The 15,943-nt window shown below is 45.0% G+C and carries 12 protein-coding genes and 1 tRNA gene; 8 read left to right on the top strand and 5 right to left on the bottom strand.

Translation table 11 applies throughout. The features are described from left to right. Positions 1-19: 19 nt before the first annotated feature. The gene (locus tag Q8M62_RS12450) at positions 20-1,354 is read right to left on the bottom strand and encodes an acetylxylan esterase (RefSeq protein WP_304901102.1); all 1,335 of its coding nucleotides are present in this window, start codon (positions 1,352-1,354) and stop codon (positions 20-22) included. A 232-nt stretch (positions 1,355-1,586) separates the two neighbouring features. Here Q8M62_RS12450 and Q8M62_RS12445 point away from each other — a divergent pair, with 232 nt between their 5' ends. Continuing rightward, positions 1,587-3,656, top strand: a complete 2,070-nt coding sequence (locus tag Q8M62_RS12445) for a prolyl oligopeptidase family serine peptidase (protein WP_304901101.1) — start codon at positions 1,587-1,589, stop codon at positions 3,654-3,656. Continuing rightward, positions 3,653-4,735 carry a serine hydrolase gene (locus tag Q8M62_RS12440; protein WP_304901100.1) on the top strand — a complete coding sequence of 361 codons (1,083 nt, stop codon included), beginning with the start codon at positions 3,653-3,655 and terminating at the stop codon, positions 4,733-4,735. The genes Q8M62_RS12445 and Q8M62_RS12440 overlap by 4 nt, the downstream gene beginning before the upstream one ends. Before the next feature lie 111 nt (positions 4,736-4,846). On the opposite strand, the gene Q8M62_RS12435 is transcribed toward Q8M62_RS12440, so the two are convergent. Continuing rightward, a complete protein-coding gene (locus Q8M62_RS12435) occupies positions 4,847-5,377 on the bottom strand; it encodes an ATP-binding protein (protein WP_304901099.1) in 531 nt (176 codons plus the stop codon). Next, positions 5,364-5,981 carry a nicotinamide riboside transporter PnuC gene (gene pnuC, locus Q8M62_RS12430; RefSeq protein ID WP_304901098.1) on the bottom strand — a complete coding sequence of 206 codons (618 nt, stop codon included), beginning with the start codon at positions 5,979-5,981 and terminating at the stop codon, positions 5,364-5,366. The genes Q8M62_RS12435 and pnuC overlap by 14 nt, the downstream gene beginning before the upstream one ends. A 384-nt stretch (positions 5,982-6,365) precedes the next feature. Here pnuC and uvrA point away from each other — a divergent pair, with 384 nt between their 5' ends. After that, positions 6,366-9,182: an excinuclease ABC subunit UvrA gene (uvrA, locus tag Q8M62_RS12425; protein ID WP_304901097.1), complete on the top strand. Its 2,817-nt coding sequence runs from the start codon at positions 6,366-6,368 to the stop codon at positions 9,180-9,182. A 61-nt stretch (positions 9,183-9,243) separates the two neighbouring features. Beyond that, positions 9,244-9,318 (top strand) — tRNA-Val (locus Q8M62_RS12420). 84 nt (positions 9,319-9,402) lie between these two features. Here the strand turns inward: Q8M62_RS12420 and Q8M62_RS12415 are convergent. Both Q8M62_RS12415 and ruvB read right to left on the bottom strand, forming a co-directional pair. Next, positions 9,403-10,548 (bottom strand): ATP-binding protein, encoded by a 1,146-nt coding sequence (locus tag Q8M62_RS12415; protein WP_304901096.1) that lies wholly within the window; start codon positions 10,546-10,548, stop codon positions 9,403-9,405. A 125-nt stretch (positions 10,549-10,673) separates the two neighbouring features. Next, a complete protein-coding gene (ruvB, locus tag Q8M62_RS12410; RefSeq protein WP_092732662.1) occupies positions 10,674-11,705 on the bottom strand; it encodes a Holliday junction branch migration DNA helicase RuvB in 1,032 nt (343 codons plus the stop codon). Between the two features lie 107 nt (positions 11,706-11,812). Here ruvB and Q8M62_RS12405 point away from each other — a divergent pair, with 107 nt between their 5' ends. The 4 genes from Q8M62_RS12405 to Q8M62_RS12390 all read left to right on the top strand — a co-directional run bounded on the left by Q8M62_RS12405 (position 11,813) and on the right by Q8M62_RS12390 (position 15,915). Further along, a complete protein-coding gene (locus tag Q8M62_RS12405; protein ID WP_304901095.1) occupies positions 11,813-12,874 on the top strand; it encodes an FAD:protein FMN transferase in 1,062 nt (353 codons plus the stop codon). A 97-nt stretch (positions 12,875-12,971) separates the two neighbouring features. Then, a complete protein-coding gene (locus Q8M62_RS12400; RefSeq protein ID WP_304901094.1) occupies positions 12,972-13,724 on the top strand; it encodes a ZIP family metal transporter in 753 nt (250 codons plus the stop codon). 233 nt (positions 13,725-13,957) lie between these two features. After that, the gene (locus tag Q8M62_RS12395) at positions 13,958-14,221 is read left to right on the top strand and encodes a DUF4212 domain-containing protein (RefSeq protein ID WP_092732671.1); all 264 of its coding nucleotides are present in this window, start codon (positions 13,958-13,960) and stop codon (positions 14,219-14,221) included. An 8-nt stretch (positions 14,222-14,229) separates the two neighbouring features. Further along, entirely contained in the window at positions 14,230-15,915 is a 1,686-nt protein-coding gene (locus tag Q8M62_RS12390; protein WP_304901093.1) for a sodium:solute symporter family protein, read from the top strand. Positions 15,916-15,943 lie beyond the last annotated feature (28 nt).

Genomic DNA, 15,943 nt, shown 5'->3' with positions numbered 1-15,943 from the left:
AAGCCATTTTTCTTTGATTCTATTCCAAATACTTCCTCGCCCACTCAATAAAGTAAGGCCAATTCGGTCCCACCGTATGACCACCCTCATGCTGCCGAAATGCCAAATCTCCTGAATCCAAAAATGTTTGAATTGGGGGAAAATCATTTGTTGATAAAGGTTTATTACCAAGTAATTCATACACTGGTCCAGCCAATACCGTCGCCTCAAACATCCCTTTGGCATCGATCCACTGTCCCTCCACCGTGGGCGAACCCACAGAAATAAACACAGGCCTGGGCACACAGAGCGCAATTAATTCATGTGCATCTACAGGAAGATCATTGGGCGTCAATGGACCGGCATATTGGATGAAATTTGGAGTAAACCAATGATATTCCCCCGAACTCGCCAGATTCTCCACTTGCTCTCCAAAAGTTCTTCGTAAAAGTTTAGCGCCACCGGCACCCGATGAACCGATTAATCCCATAGCAAACCGCTGATCGTAAGCCATCGTAACCAAAGCAGCCTTTCCATATCGGGAAAGCCCTTCGATCACGACTTTTTTCGAGTCGATTGATGGGTCCGTTTCGAAAAAATCCAAGGCCCGACTTGCTCCCCAAGCCCAAGCTTTCAGCGTACCCCAATCATCCGGTTTTCTGGGTTCCCCTTTATTGACCAATCCGATAATTCCTGTTCGCAAACCTGCACCATGATCGGCTTGAAAACTTGTCGGTATAATGATCCCAAATCCCCAGCCTTGACTCAGTACTTGCTCCTGCCAACTTGGACCGGCAGGCGCAGGAGGCCTTTGCATGCCCACTGGCCAAATCCAGCCAAATTCCATGACAAGAGGAACTGACTTATCCACATTTTTTGGAACCCCATATTCAAAATCAATCCCAACCGAAATAGAAGGGAATTTAGAGTTATCCACATTTCCTCTCATCTTCCGATAGTGGGTTTCAATGCCACCAATCACAGTATCTTTTTCCCAAATTAGTGCCCAGTTCACTTCAGGCAAGTTTTCAGGAGTTCTCCCATACATTTCCCGGTCAAAAAGTTCTTTCAACTCTGCACTCCGCTTATGCCAATCAGCTGGATTTTTCACTTCTCTTCCATCTTCAAAAACCAGTGTGTCTGGGACTGATTCATAGGTTTTTGCTCTGCTCTCTTCAGCATTGGCGGCATTGGGTGCCTGAGGATTTCCCGAGGGTCCAGGACGTAGACTTTCGATGCCCAAAAGCTGCATCATCAGCTGATGGTCGGCTTGGGTGAGTTTATTGAGGCTGTCTCGCTGTGCGGGATTGGGCTGCGCAAAACCAAAAAGTGTGGATAGCAAAAAAAGAAAAGTAAAAGTCCATGATCTTGTCATTGTTAATTAAGGTTTTAGAAAGTAAAAGCTAAGCGATTTTGGGGAGATTTCAGAAAGATCAAAATCTTAATTTACGAATCAGAGACTCAATTGAATGTTGTACCTTGAATTATCTCACAGATTTCTCAGATTTACACAGATTGAAAAAATCTGTGCAAATCTGTAGCAACTTGCATGACGGAATTCAGGTCTGTGAGCAGCTGCCAAAAAATTGAACTGAAACCCCAACTTTATGAGAAAGATACTTTTCGCTTTATCCCTGATTTTGCTCACCAATCAGATTCAAGCCCAATCTGTTGCAGACTATTTATCCGTTCCATTTCCCACTTCCATGACTGCTTCTCCTGACGGGAAAGCTATCGCCTGGGTCTTCAACGATCAGGGCGAGCGAAATGTCTTTTATGCAAAAGCCCCTGACTACGCTGCAAAGAAGCTTACCGATTATAAGGGTGATATCGGTGTAGACTTAGGTCCATTGGTTTTTTCTCCGGATAGTAAAACCTTACTTTTCGTCAGGGGAAATAGCCGAAATCCAAGTGGACAACCTGCAAATCCTGCTCAGTTACAGGAAAACACGGATAAGAAAATTTTCAAAGTTGATCTGGAAAGTGGGAAATCCAGCTGGTTTGCACCCGGGACTTCACCTGTGTTCAGCCCGAATGGGGAAAATATCGCTTACCTGATCGGAGGATCGGTTTACCTGAAAGCTGCAAGCGATACCACCGATTCAGTCAAGCAACTGTTCACTGCAAGAGGTAGCGCTTCGATGCTTTCCTTTTCACCTGAGGGAAATTACCTGGCTTTTATGTCAGGCCGCACGGATCATTCCTTCGTTGGTTTATGGAATTTCGAAAAAAAGGAATTGACCTATCCAGAAGCCAGTCTTGACTTTGATGCTTATCCGGCTTGGAGTCCTGATGGAAAAAAACTGGCCTACCTCCGGATTCCGAATATTCTGAATTTGCTTCCTTTTACCTCGATCACCGAGGCAAATCCTTGGAGTATTCGTGTTTTGGATATTGCTACAATGAAAGCTGAGGAAGTGTGGGAAGCAGATCCGGGACGGGGATCTGTCATGGTTGACGATTTGCCTGCGATCAGCGAGCGACTTTGGTGGACGCCTGGGGGTTCTTTGGTTTTCCCCTGGGAAAAAAACAATTGGATGCAATTGTATAGTATCAATCCAATAACAAAGGAACTCAAACATCTGACTCCGGGCGAAGGTCAGGTCGAATGGGTGCAAGCTTCTTTCACAAAAAATGAGCTTCTGATCACACACAATATCGGGAATATCGACCGAAGGCAGGTTTCCCGACTGGACTTATCCACATTTGATCTTGAACTCCTTTCCGACCCCCAAACGATCAATTGGGCACCTGTAAGAGTAGAAAACGGTCTGGCTTGGCTGGAATCGAGCTGGAACCAACCCGGATGGCCAATGGTCCAAACCTATGGCCAAAGCAAAATGCTTGCGCAGGAACTGTTTCCAAAATCTTTTCCAAAAACCCTGAGCAAACCCACACCGATCACGCTAAGAGCAAAAGACGGTTTTGAAAGCTATGGGCAGCTTCTGCTTCCGGCGAATTATGATCCAAAGAAGAAGTATCCTGCTGTCATTTTTCTCCATGGCGGAAGCAGAAGACAAATGCTATTAGGATTTAACTATGGCATGTATTACAGTCATACCTATGCGGCACAGCAGTATTTTGCTTCACAAGGTTACATTGCTTTCATTCTGAATTACCGTAGTGGAATCGGCTATGGGATGGATTTTCGAGAGGAGAAAAACTATGGTGCTGGCGGTGCAAGTGAAGTTCAGGACGTGATGGCAGCAGCGGATTATTTGGCAGCCCGGTCTGATGTGGATAATTCCAAAATTTCACCCTGGGGAGGAAGTTATGGGGGATTTTTAACCGCACATGCACTTTCTCAGGCACCGGAAAAATTCAATGTGGGGGTCGATATCCATGGGGTACACAATTGGAACAATGACATCCCGGTATTTGCTTCGTGGTATAAACCGGAAAAATTCCCGGAGATGGCAGCACTGGCTTTCAAGTCTTCTCCTATGAATTTTGTCAAAAACTGGAAAGATCCGGTGCTCCTAATACACGGTGATGATGACCGCAATGTCCTTTTCTCCGAAAGCGTGGAATTAGCCGAGGTCTTGAGGACACAAGGTGTTCATGTGGAGCAGTTGATCTTTCCGGATGAGGTTCATTCTTTTCTTTTACACCGAAATTGGGTCAATGCATTTGCTGCGACATTTAATTTCATCAACAAACATTCTTTGGCAAAATGAAAAACTTATCCACACTATGCGTACTGCTCTTCTTGTGGATAAGTCCACTTTTTGCGCAGCAAAAAATTCTAGAATCCGCTCTTATTCAGGCAGAAAGTAATGGTTTTTCGGGTGTGGTTTTAGTTGCCGAAGATGGAAAAATCCTGCTCGAAAAAGCAATCGGGTTCAGGTCTTTTGAAAATAAAACTCCGCTACAAACTACCGATGTTTTTGAAATGGCTTCCATTTCCAAGCAATTCACCGCCATGATCGTGATGATGTGTCAGGAAAAGAAAATGCTTGATTTTGACAATTTGGTCCAAAAGTACCTTGACATTCCCTACAAGGGAATCACCATTCGCCACTTGTTAACTCACACCAGCGGCTTGCCTGATTACCAAACTATTATGGACGCACATTGGGATAAAAGTAAAGTTGCAGGGAACCCGGACATCCTGGAATACCTCAATCGGTATTCTCCCCCGATGCTCTTTGAACCAGGAGAAAAGTACGAATACAGCAATACGGGTTACGTTTTGCTGGCAAGCATCGCTGAAAAGGTAAGTGGGAGGGACTTTGTAGAATTGACCAAAGAATGGATTTTCAAACCTTTGGGAATGAAAAACACAGCTATCCGTAGCTTGGAGGAAAAAGCAAATGTGGAAAACTTTGCCGCAGGCCATCTCAAAGACAGCCTAGGCAATTACATCAACGCCAATAAATTCCATGCTTCAGATTACACGGTTTGGCTGGGCAACCGCAAAGGTCCCGGTCGCGTCAGTAGCACTGCAAAGGATTTATTGAAATGGGATCAAGCACTCTACTCTGAAAAATTGGTCAAAAAGGAACTGTTGGAAAAAGCATTTTCCCCTTATATCCTCAATGACTTAACCCGAAGCTATTATGGCTTTGGCTGGGAAGTCGAACCCAAAAGTCCGTTTGGAAAAATGGTCATGCACACCGGTGACAATCCGGGCTATCAGACGATCATTGTTCGATTTATCGAAGAGGGTAAAACCATCATTGTCCTGAACAATAATTACCATCCCGACAAAATAAAATTGGTTGAAGCCGCGACGCTTTCGCTGAGGAAGTGGTGAGGAGGTTGGGAGGTCAGGAAGTTTGGAGGTATGGAGGTTGGGAGGTTAGGAAGTTGGGAGGTTAGGAAGTGATGCCAAGAAAACAACAAGTTTGGATGGAAGGAAATCGAGTTAAAATCCTACCAAATTTTCGACTGCCGCAATTGCGATTTTTAGTCTTTTATCCCGACCTCCGGAAACAATCAAAAAAGGAAAACCGCTTTCCTGCGCCAATTGAAGGTACTTTGTGAAAAAATATTGTCGCATTTCCAAGTCCGGGTATTCCCGAAGGGGATCCGGAGTCCAAGGCAAATCAGTGTCTGTGAGTAAAATCAAATCATACCTTCTCCTTCCGATTTCATCCATTACCCATTGGTCCGTTTTCTCAAATCGATGATGGGACCAAATGTGGATAACTCGGAGATCGGTATCGCAAAAGAGATAATTTTCGGCTTTTTCTGCCAGATGATCTTCCAATCTTATCTGTCCTTTTCCGATTTCCGCCAAATCTTCATAGCGATAGGGTCTGTTGATTTTTTCCAAGTATTCCCTTGCAAACTCCGGCACCCAAGGTTCGCCAAAATGATTCGCCAAATCGGCTGCTAAGGTACTTTTCCCGGTAGATTCCGGTCCAAGAATAAGGATGCGCTTAGGCTTTTGCATAGATTTTTGCAGATTTGATCCAGGCGAAAAGTCCAATAGTAGCCAAAACCGTGAAAAACAAGAATTGAAAAGAGGTAAGAATTAAGCCTTTGTAGAAATACAGGGGAACAGAGACCAAGTCAGTGATGATCCAGAAAATCCAGTTTTCCACCTTCTTCTTGGCCATCAGCCACATCCCAACAAATGCTGAAGCAGTGGTAAAAGAATCCCAATAGGGCACATCGCTATCCGTAAAATTGGTAAGTGTCTGTGATAAAAGAAGGTAAGAAACCGCAAAAATCACTACGGCGTACAGCCAGCCTCTTTTGTCCAACCAAGTGACAGGAAGAACTGCCTGATTTTCTTTGGGATGTGTCCATATATACCAGCCAAAAATCGACATGGCAAAGTAGTAGGCATTGATACCCATATCCGCATACAACTTATACTCGAAGCAAATCCAGACATAGATCAGCGTGGAAACAAGTCCCGTCGGATATACCCAAATGCGCTCCCTTATGGAATAGAATACAGAAGCAATCCCAAAGAAGACAGCTATACCCTCCAGCCAGGTCATGTTACGAAGCCCTTCGGCAAATCCGTCCAGGAGAAATTGAAAATCCATGCTGCGAAGAAAAGGATTTGTTTCTTAGCCACAAAGGACACTACGGAACTCAAAGTTGATTTACCACAGAGAAAAGGGAGGAAAAAAGGATTAATAGAGTATTAGATTATTCAAACTTCCGCAACAACGAGAGTTTTTTTATGGCTAAACAGAAAAACCCGAAGGCAAAAAAGCTTTAGCTTTTCTCTGTGAACTCAAAAAAGGCCAATTAGTGAATTTATAATTAAGGTTCTCAAAAAAGCCATAAAACGCCAAAATCAAGATTGAACCAATTATTTGCTTCGTGTTCCTTTGCGATCTTTGCGGTAAAAAGAAAACATCCTCTTAGACAACTTCCACAACTTTTCTCCCACTTGCCGGGTTTGATTGTTAACTTTGCCAGCTATGACTTTAAGCACTTTACCCGCTAAAATCGACTTCGATTCCCTCGACCCGAAGGAATTCATCATCATCAAAAACGCCCGGGTCAATAATCTCAAAAGCCTAAGCGTCGCCCTTCCCCGAAATAAATTTATCGTCATCACCGGACTTTCTGGTTCGGGCAAGTCCTCCTTGGCCTTTGATACACTTTTTGCCGAAGGCCAGCGGATGTATGTGGAGAGCCTTAGTTCCTATGCCCGCCAATTCCTCGGCAGGATGGAAAAACCCGATGTGGAATACATCAAAGGTGTTGCGCCTGCCATTGCGATCCAACAAAAAGTTAGTACCAAAAACCCCCGATCCACCGTAGGCACGACCACAGAGATTTACGATTACCTCAAGTTGCTTTACTCCCGAGTTGGAAAAACCTACTCTCCGGTATCCGGAAAAGAGGTTAAACATAATACCGTCACAGACATCGTGGATTATGTACTTTCCTTTGAGGAGGGAGCCAAAGTCATGATTTCATGTCCGCTTCAAATTGAACGGGGAAGGAAAATCGAGCAGGAATTGGAGCTTCTTTTACAAAAAGGCTACACGAGAATCTTGATCGATGGGGAAGTCTTTTTCGTCGAAGAACTACTCGAAGAAAAAAAGGTAAAGAAAGGCAAATACGAAATTCTGATTGACCGTGCCACTGTCCAAAAAGATGACGAGGACAACCAATTCCGTATTGCCGACTCCATCCAAACTGCCCTTTTCGAAGGCCATGGAGATTGCAAAATCACCGTGCCGGATGTGGAGACCAAGTCATTCTCAGACCGCTTCGAACTGGACGGAATGAGCTTCGAGCTCCCGTCTGTCAACTTTTTCTCATTCAACAATCCCTTTGGCGCCTGCAAAAGATGTGAAGGTTTTGGGAATGTATTGGGGATCGACCGAGATTTGGTCATTCCGGACAAAGAGCTTTCAGTCTATGAAGGGGCCATCGCTCCCTGGCGTGGGGAATCCAGCAGACAGTGGTTGGAACCCTTGCTGAAAAAAGGCATCGAATTCGACTTTCCAATTCATCGATCTTATGGAGAACTGACGGAGAAAGAGCAGGAATTGATATGGACTGGTAACAAGTACTTCCAAGGCTTGAATGCCTTCTTCGAAGATCTGGAAACCAAAACCTATAAAATTCAGTACCGCGTAATGCTTTCCCGATTCCGTGGACGAACGACCTGTCCGGATTGCCGGGGCACGAAACTGAGAAAAGACGCCTCCTATGTCAAAGTCCAGGGAAAATCTATCACCGATATAGTCCTCATGCCGATTGAGGATGCACTTGCTTTTTTCCAAAAAATCGAACTCCCTCCCCACGAAGCCAAAATCGCCAACCGACTGCTAAAAGAGATCGTCAGCCGACTGGAATTTATGGATCAGGTGGGCTTGGGCTATCTGACGCTTAATCGATTGACTTCCTCGCTCTCCGGAGGAGAATTTCAGCGCATCAAACTGGCAACCTCCTTAGGTTCGGCGCTTGTCGGCTCCATGTATATCTTGGACGAACCCAGCATCGGATTGCACCCACGAGACACGGACCGACTGATCGGAGTACTAAAAGAACTTCGGGATCTAGGCAACACCGTGATCGTGGTGGAGCACGAGGAAAAAGTGATGAAAGCATCGGACCAAATTATTGACATCGGACCGGATGCCGGAGTGAAGGGTGGAGAATTACTTTTTCAGGGGAAAATTGAAGATCTGATTACTATCGGAACTACCTACACAGCAAAATATCTTAGAGGGGAAGAGAAGATTTTTATCAAAAACGGTAATCGAAAATGGAAGGATTCAATTACTGTCAAAGGTGCCAGAGAAAATAATCTAAAGAATCTAACCGTCCAGTTTCCGCTCAACACGCTCACCTGCGTCACGGGAGTTTCAGGTTCGGGCAAGTCCACCCTGATCAAGAAGGTACTGTATCCTGCTTTGGGGAAAATGCTGGGGACTGTCATCGACGAGAGCGGGAAATACGACAAAATCGAAGGTGACCACAAGCAAGTGACCCAAGTGGAATTTGTGGATCAAAACCCGATCGGCAAGTCATCCCGCTCCAATCCGGTGACGTATGTGAAAGCCTATGATGCGATCCGAAACCTATTTTCGGAACAAGCTATTTCCAAGCAAAGAGGCTACAAACCGGCATTTTTCTCCTTCAACGTGGACGGAGGCCGATGCGAAGCCTGTCAAGGTGAAGGTACAATTACAGTGGAAATGCAGTTTATGGCAGACATCCACCTGACCTGTGAATCCTGTAAAGGAAAGCGATTCAAAAATGAAATCCTCGAAGTGAAGTTCAAGGACAAAGACATCTCAGAAGTGTTGGGAATGACCATCGATGAGGCCTTGGAGTTCTTCAAAGGCAAAACTCAGATCATCAATAAGCTTCAGCCACTTCAGGAAGTAGGTTTGGGCTACATCGGAATGGGCCAAAGCTCGAATACACTGTCAGGTGGAGAAGCTCAACGGGTGAAATTGGCCTCATTCCTCGGAAAAGGCGGCACCAAAACCGGAGATCACATCCTCTTCATCTTCGACGAACCTACGACCGGCCTTCACTTTCACGACATCAGCAAGTTACTTCATAGCATCAATGCCCTGATTGACCAAGGTCACTCCGTGATCATCATCGAGCACAATACCGAGGTAATCAAGTCGGCCGATTGGGTGATTGACTTAGGACCTGAAGGCGGACATAAAGGAGGACATCTGACCTTTGCCGGTACTCCGGAGGATTTGGCCAAAGAGGAGGAGAACTTTACGGGGAAGTATTTGAAGGAAAGTTTTGTTTGATTTTCAAACCTGTCAGGTTTCGGAAACCTGACAGGTTTTTCTATATTCGCCAACACAAATAGGGATCTTAGCTCAGTTGGTTTAGAGCGCTGCTTTGACAGAGCAGAGGTCATGGGTTCGAATCCCTTAGATCCCACTTATTTAGCCACAAAGGTACAAAGTCACTAAGATTTTGTGCCTTTTCTTTTCCTGAAACTTAGCGTTTTCGCGCCTTCGTGGCCTATAACCCTCTCAAAAATTCCTTCAATTCTATCGCTCTGACTTTTTCTGAAAGCGGATAGCCATCCTCAATCCGACAGATAATCACACCTTTTTCGGCCCCGGTATCTTCCATGCTGATCTGCATTCCTTTGCTGAGTTTAGGTGAAAGGGTATTCTTGATCTCAATGGCAGTTTTGACCACGCCATTTCTCACTAAAAGCAGGTCACACCCTGCTCCCTGATGGGTACGATAGAAGTAATATTCAAACTCATCTCCATAAGTCGCAATAATCTGCTGAATCACAAATCCCTCCCAACTCGGCCCAATCAGCAACAGATTTGCTAGTGCATCCATGCTATCAATTCCCGTCAGGGCATGAAGCAAACCTGTGTCTCGGATAAAGACTTTTGGCGATTTGACCAGACGCTTTTTGATGTTTTGGTGAAAAGGAGCCAAGACCCGCACCATAAAGGATCCCTCTAAAAACTCTAAGTATCGATTGACCGTCGGGCGGGTGATGCCAAGTGCTTTGGCAAAGCTTTCTGCATTCCAGATTCCTCCCTGCGCATTGGCCAGCATCATCCAAAAGCGCTCCACCAGCCGGGGATCGGTACTGAGTCCGATTTGTGCTAGATCTCGTTCCAGATAAGTCTTGATGAAGTTTTGTCTCCAAAGCTGAGATTCCCGCTCACTTTTAGCCAGAAAGGACAAAGGAAAACCACCACGAATCCAGAGTTTTTGGAGTTCATCGGAATCAATCTCCCCCAAGTAAAATGGCGTTAATTCGAGATAACCGATTCGTCCAGCAAGGGAATCCGCGCTTTTTCGAATCAGATCAGGAGAAGCCGAACCCAAAAGAATAAACCTTCCCGGTTCACGTTGCTCATCGATCAAACTTCGAAGCTCTGAAAAAAGCTCAGGCATGAGTTGGATTTCATCCAAAATCACAGTCTTTTCAGCATGCGCTTTCAGAAAAAGCTCCGGATCGATCAACTTAGCTCGATCCGAAGCCTTTTCGAGATCGAGGTACAAACTTTCTTTCTCCAAGGTCAGGTTTTTGACTAGCGTAGTCTTTCCTACCTGCCTCGGACCCAAAAGACCTACAGCAGGGAAAATCGAGAGATATTCCTGAAAAAGAGGAAGTATTTGTCTGTCTTTTACCATGAAAATCGAAAGTATAATTTACGATTTTCATGGTAAAATCTATTTTAAAAATTGGGAGTTATGCCGACAATTGCCGGATAAGCAATGAAGATTTCCTTCTCCAGAAATTTCTTTTTGTCAAATCCCTACAAATCAAACAGCGTTCCCGTGGCTCCGCTAGGCTTTATTTTGAGATGGGTATAGGCCAGTTCGGTAGCCATTCTGCCTCTTGAGGTTCTTTTCAGATAGCCTTCCTGGATCAGAAAGGGCTCATAGACCTCCTCGATCGTTTCAGCTTCTTCCCCGCAAGCAGTGGCAATCGTACTGAGTCCAACCGGTCCGCCTTTGAATTTTTCGATGATGGTCATCAGGATTCGGTTATCCATTTCGTCCAGTCCGTTTTCATCGACATCAAGTGCATTAAGGGCGATCTTGGCGATTTCGAGCGTGATAGTTCCATTGCCTTTTACTTCAGCAAAATCCCGGGTTCGGCGTAGGAGCATATTTGAGATTCGGGGAGTACCCCGACTTCTTCTGGCAAGCTCATAAGCGGCTACTTCATCAATTGGCGTTTGAAGGATTCCTGCCGAGCGAATCACGATGTCTGTCAGAAGCTTTGCATCGTAGTATTCCAATCTGGAATTGATCCCAAATCGAGCACGAAGTGGGGAAGTCAATAAACCGGAGCGTGTCGTCGCACCGATTAGGGTAAACGGGCTCAATGAAATCTGGACTGATCGCGCATTGGGACCTGAATCCAGCATGATGTCGATCCGAAAATCTTCCATTGCTGAATAGAGGTATTCTTCTACGATCGGATTCAGTCTATGAATTTCATCAATAAAAAGTACATCCCCTTCCTCCAGATTGGTGAGCAAACCTGCCAAATCTGAGGGTTTGTCCAGCACAGGTCCTGAGGTGATTTTGATGCCTGCCCGGAGTTCATTCGCGATGATGTTGCTCAGGGTAGTTTTTCCCAAACCCGGAGGCCCATGCAAGAGCACATGATCCAAGGGTTCTTTCCGCATTTTTGCAGCATAGACGAAGACCTTGAGATTCTCTATAATCTTGGCCTGACCGGTAAAATCGTCAAAGCTCAAGGGTCGCAATGCCCGCTCAAACTCCCGGTCTTTTGGGCTCAGCTGATCTTCGTCTCCTTTCAGGTAATCTTCTCTCATGTTTTTTTCGAATACAGACAAATATAAACAAAACCCTATGCGGAGAACTTCCTCATTTTGTTCACCCTGACAAAAATTGATCTAAATTCGCCTTCAAATAAGCAGAAATGAATCCCAACGCCCGGAAAAACATCATTTATTCCTTGGTCCTCTTTGCTATGCTATTATTAGTCTATGCCTGGCGGACACGGGAAGGCAAACCCGTAATTGATACTTCCGCCAAATCAGTGACAGGGAAAGTTTCCTTTTCGGGAAAAACCATGGGCACAGCTTACCAAGTGAGCTATTTAGATCCTTCTAATCAGGATTTTCAACCCTCCATTGATTCACTTTTAAATGTGTTTAACCTTAGTGTGTCAGGTTACGAACCTACCTCTGAAGTCAATCGCCTGAATCTAAAAGACACCTTAATTTCTCCCTCAAAAACCTTAGTCTCAGTATTGAAGGAGTCAAACAAAATGTATGATTTGACAGCTGGCGCACTGGACCCCACTCGATCTTCCCTTGAAAAAATATGGTCTTTTTCCCCCTCAGGAGTAAGGCTACAGGATAGCACCGATGTTCGGGTTTTTTTGTCTTTGGTTGGGCTGAAGAAGGTCATCATCACAGATTCACTAATTCGAAAATCTCCCCCCGGCATACTTCTGGACTTTTCCGGATCGGCAAAAGGCTTTGCGCTTGATTTGATAGGTGAGTTTTTGGAAGCCAAAGGCATTAAAAACTTTCTCATTCAAATCGGTGGAGAAAACCTGGCTAGGGGCGTAAATGAAAAAGGTGAGCTTTGGAAAATCGGGCTTTTCCATTTGTTGGACAGCACCCAAACGAAATCCGAGGGCATCGTGGCACTTCAAGATCAGGCGATTTCTACTGCCGGAAATCTCGAGCAATTCTACACGAGAGATTCCGTTAGGTTGTCCTTCACGCTGGATCCCCGAACAGGATATCCTGCAACTAATGGGTTGCTAAGCGCCACAGTCATTGGGCGGGATGCAAAAACTGCGGATGCGCTAGCCGATGCATTGATGGTGATGGGCTGGAGGGAGGCAATTCGCATGGATTCCATCCGTGACGATTTGCAGATGCTTTTGATTTACAACGAAAAAGGGGGGGGACTAAAACAGTATATCAGTCCAGAATTAGTCCGATTTTTATCCTTTCCTGTAAATTAAAAAAGCCAAATGCAACACTATTGAATTTTCTTACCTTTGCATTGGTTATTACCTGCAACGCTTTTTCCCAAAATAGGGAAAAGCTGAAACTCAACTCATGGGAATAAATTTTCTGCTTCTTTTTTCCACCGCAATGATCGCAGGGTTATTGGTGTTTATTTTTCCAGCCTTTCGGGATAAATATTTCAAACTGTTATTGGTTTTTGCAGGATCTTACCTTTTCTCGATCACTATCCTTCATATTATTCCGGAGCTTTTTGACAGTGGCTTCAGCAGTGCCAGGATGGGACTTTACATTTTGATTGGCTTCCTTTTTCAACAGATCCTTGAGTTTTGGTCCAGTGGGATAGAGCACGGCCATATTCACAAGCATCAAAGCGAAACTTCAAAGGGTGTTTGGACTCTAATGTTGGGACTGTTTATCCATGCATTTTTGGAAGGAACTTTACTTTCGCATGGGACAGCCATGGCTGAGGAATCTTTGGCTGTAAGTCACTCCCACAGTGACAATACCGTTTTGCTTGGGATCATCATGCACAAAGGCCCTGCTGCTTTTGCCTTGGCTGCAGTTCTTTCGGCTTCTTTGAGCAAAAAATTGACAATAATTTTACTCACCATTTTTGCCTTGGCTTCTCCTATGGGGATGTTTTCCAGTGCTTTTTTCATCAATCAGGGTATGCTTTCCAAGGAAGGAATAGGATTGTTGTATGGGTTGGTCACCGGAGGATTTTTGCATATTTCAACAACCATCTTTTTCGAAAGTAGTCCCCATCACAAGTTTCAGATGAATAAGTTGCTGGTGACATTTTTGGCAGCCGGATTGGCGATTGCATCGGAGTATTTGATGTGATTTTTATTTTCCTGCTGAAACAGGAAATTTTTCTGTTCGATTAATGGCGTTCTAATAACCCGAATAGAGGTATAAGACGTTTCCAAAAAACTTTGGATTTTCACAGAAAAGCATTTGGATTCTGTCATCAGATTCAGGTATTTCATTTTTGAATGAGAAAGCGGAAAATTCTATTCCCAAATAGCCATTTCGACCTTCTTTTCTTTGTTTTTTACTTTAAACCCTAAAAAAATATGCCTAATTCCCCAGGCCGGATGTCTGATTATTGGAAGAAAAACCTCCGGACACTTTGGATCTTACTCTCCGTTTGGTTTTTAGTCTCATTTGGATTTGGGATAATATTGGTTGAACCACTTAACCAATTCAAAATTGGAGGCTATCCACTTGGGTTTTGGTTTGCGCAGCAGGGCTCCATTTACACCTTCATTATCCTGATTTTTGTGTATGTGGCACGAATGAATAAGCTGGATAAGGAATTTGACGTCAACGAAGATTAATTTTTACCATGGACATACTTACCTGGACCTATATACTCGTCGGACTTTCTTTTGCTGTTTACATCGGTATTGCGATCTGGTCGCGTGCCGGCTCGACTAATGAGTTTTACATCGCTGGAGGGGGCGTTTCCCCATTGGCCAACGGCATGGCGACAGCGGCGGACTGGATGTCTGCAGCATCCTTCATTTCCATGGCAGGATTGATCTCCTTTTCCGGATACGATGGTTCGGTCTATCTGATGGGCTGGACTGGAGGCTATGTCTTGCTTGCGCTGTTGCTTGCACCTTATTTGAGGAAATTTGGAAAATTCACCGTACCTGACTTTGTCGGCGACCGCTATTATTCCAACAAAGCCCGAGTGGTGGCAGTGATTTGCGCGCTGTTTATCTCCTTTACCTATGTCGCCGGACAAATGCGCGGCGTGGGGATTGTCTTTTCCCGTTATCTGGAAATTCCCATCGAATGGGGCGTGGTGATCGGGATGTGCATTGTGTTTTTCTATGCGGTATTGGGGGGAATGAAAGGAATCACTTATACCCAAGTAGCCCAGTTTTGCGTGCTGATTTTTGCTTATATGGTCCCTGCGATTTTCATTTCCATGCAGCTGACGGGAAACCCTATCCCTCAGCTAGGTTTGGGTGGAAGCGTGGCGGACGGGACTCCACTTCTGGCAAAACTGGATGGAGTGCTTGCTGATTTGGGCTTTGCCGAATACACTGCCGGAAGAAAAGGGATGGCAGATATGCTAATGATCACCCTGGCATTGATGGTCGGGACAGCCGGATTACCGCACGTGATTGTCCGCTTTTTCACAGTACCGAGAGTCAAAGATGCACGGCTTTCAGCAGGGTATGCCTTGGCTTTTATTGCGATCCTATACACTACAGCTCCGGCGGTAGCAGCATTTGGAATCTACAACGCGATCAATTCCACTTCAGAAAAGAATATTTCCGAATTGCCCGTATGGGTTCAAAACTGGCAAAAAACCAATCTCATTTCTGTCGATGACAAAAACGGGGACGGCAAAGTCCAATACCTAGCCGACCCATCGGCCAATGAACTGAGCATTGATAAGGACATTATGGTCTTGGCAAGTCCGGAGATCGCAAACCTGCCCAATTGGGTAGTGGGATTGGTCGCAGCAGGAGCCATGGCGGCAGCGCTTTCGACAGCAGCAGGTTTACTCTTGGTCATCTCCACTTCCGTATCCCGTGATTTGGTCAAGACTTTCAATCCCAGAATTTCGGAGAAAAAGGAGCTTCGAATCGCCCGGATTGCCGCAGCAGGAGCGGTGTTATTTGCGGGATATTTCGGAGTAAATCCGCCCGGATTTGTGGCCGAAGTAGTAGCCTTTGCCTTTGGATTAGCAGCGGCATCCTTCTTTCCGGTGATTATTTTGGGAATATTTTCTACCCGAATAAACAAGGAAGGGGCCATCGTGGGAATGATTTCAGGTTTGATTTTCACAATTGGTTATATTACCTACTTCAAATTCCTCAGCCCAGAACTCAATACCCTGGAGCATTGGTGGTTTGGAATATCTCCGGAAGGCATCGGTTCCCTCGGCATGTTGCTCAATTTTCTGATGTGCTATTTCGTTTCGAAATTCACTCCTGCCCCACCTCAGCATGTTCAGGATTTGATTCAGGAAATCAGGATTCCGAAAGGGGCGGGATCAGCACATAATCATTAGAATTTCAGCACCCAAAAACCTAAAATAT

This window comes from Algoriphagus sp. (assembly GCF_030694375.1).
GTDB lineage: Bacteria > Bacteroidota > Bacteroidia > Cytophagales > Cyclobacteriaceae > Algoriphagus.
This window is presented reverse-complemented; position numbering and strand designations above follow the sequence as displayed.

Bases quoted from the DNA above. Each gene is read 5' to 3' on its own strand.
- Q8M62_RS12415 (WP_304901096.1), bottom strand. From the start codon at position 10,548: ATGGTAAAAGACAGACAAATACTTCCTCTTTTTCAGGAATATCTCTCG.
- Q8M62_RS12395 (WP_092732671.1), top strand. From the start codon at position 13,958: ATGCCTAATTCCCCAGGCCGGATGTCTGATTATTGGAAGAAAAACCTC.
- ruvB (WP_092732662.1), bottom strand. From the start codon at position 11,705: ATGAGAGAAGATTACCTGAAAGGAGACGAAGATCAGCTGAGCCCAAAA.
- uvrA (WP_304901097.1), top strand. From the start codon at position 6,366: ATGACTTTAAGCACTTTACCCGCTAAAATCGACTTCGATTCCCTCGAC.
- Q8M62_RS12400 (WP_304901094.1), top strand. From the start codon at position 12,972: ATGGGAATAAATTTTCTGCTTCTTTTTTCCACCGCAATGATCGCAGGG.
- pnuC (WP_304901098.1), bottom strand. From the start codon at position 5,981: ATGGATTTTCAATTTCTCCTGGACGGATTTGCCGAAGGGCTTCGTAAC.
- Q8M62_RS12405 (WP_304901095.1), top strand. From the start codon at position 11,813: ATGAATCCCAACGCCCGGAAAAACATCATTTATTCCTTGGTCCTCTTT.
- Q8M62_RS12390 (WP_304901093.1), top strand. From the start codon at position 14,230: ATGGACATACTTACCTGGACCTATATACTCGTCGGACTTTCTTTTGCT.
- Q8M62_RS12435 (WP_304901099.1), bottom strand. From the start codon at position 5,377: ATGCAAAAGCCTAAGCGCATCCTTATTCTTGGACCGGAATCTACCGGG.
- Q8M62_RS12445 (WP_304901101.1), top strand. From the start codon at position 1,587: ATGAGAAAGATACTTTTCGCTTTATCCCTGATTTTGCTCACCAATCAG.
- Q8M62_RS12450 (WP_304901102.1), bottom strand. From the start codon at position 1,354: ATGACAAGATCATGGACTTTTACTTTTCTTTTTTTGCTATCCACACTT.
- Q8M62_RS12440 (WP_304901100.1), top strand. From the start codon at position 3,653: ATGAAAAACTTATCCACACTATGCGTACTGCTCTTCTTGTGGATAAGT.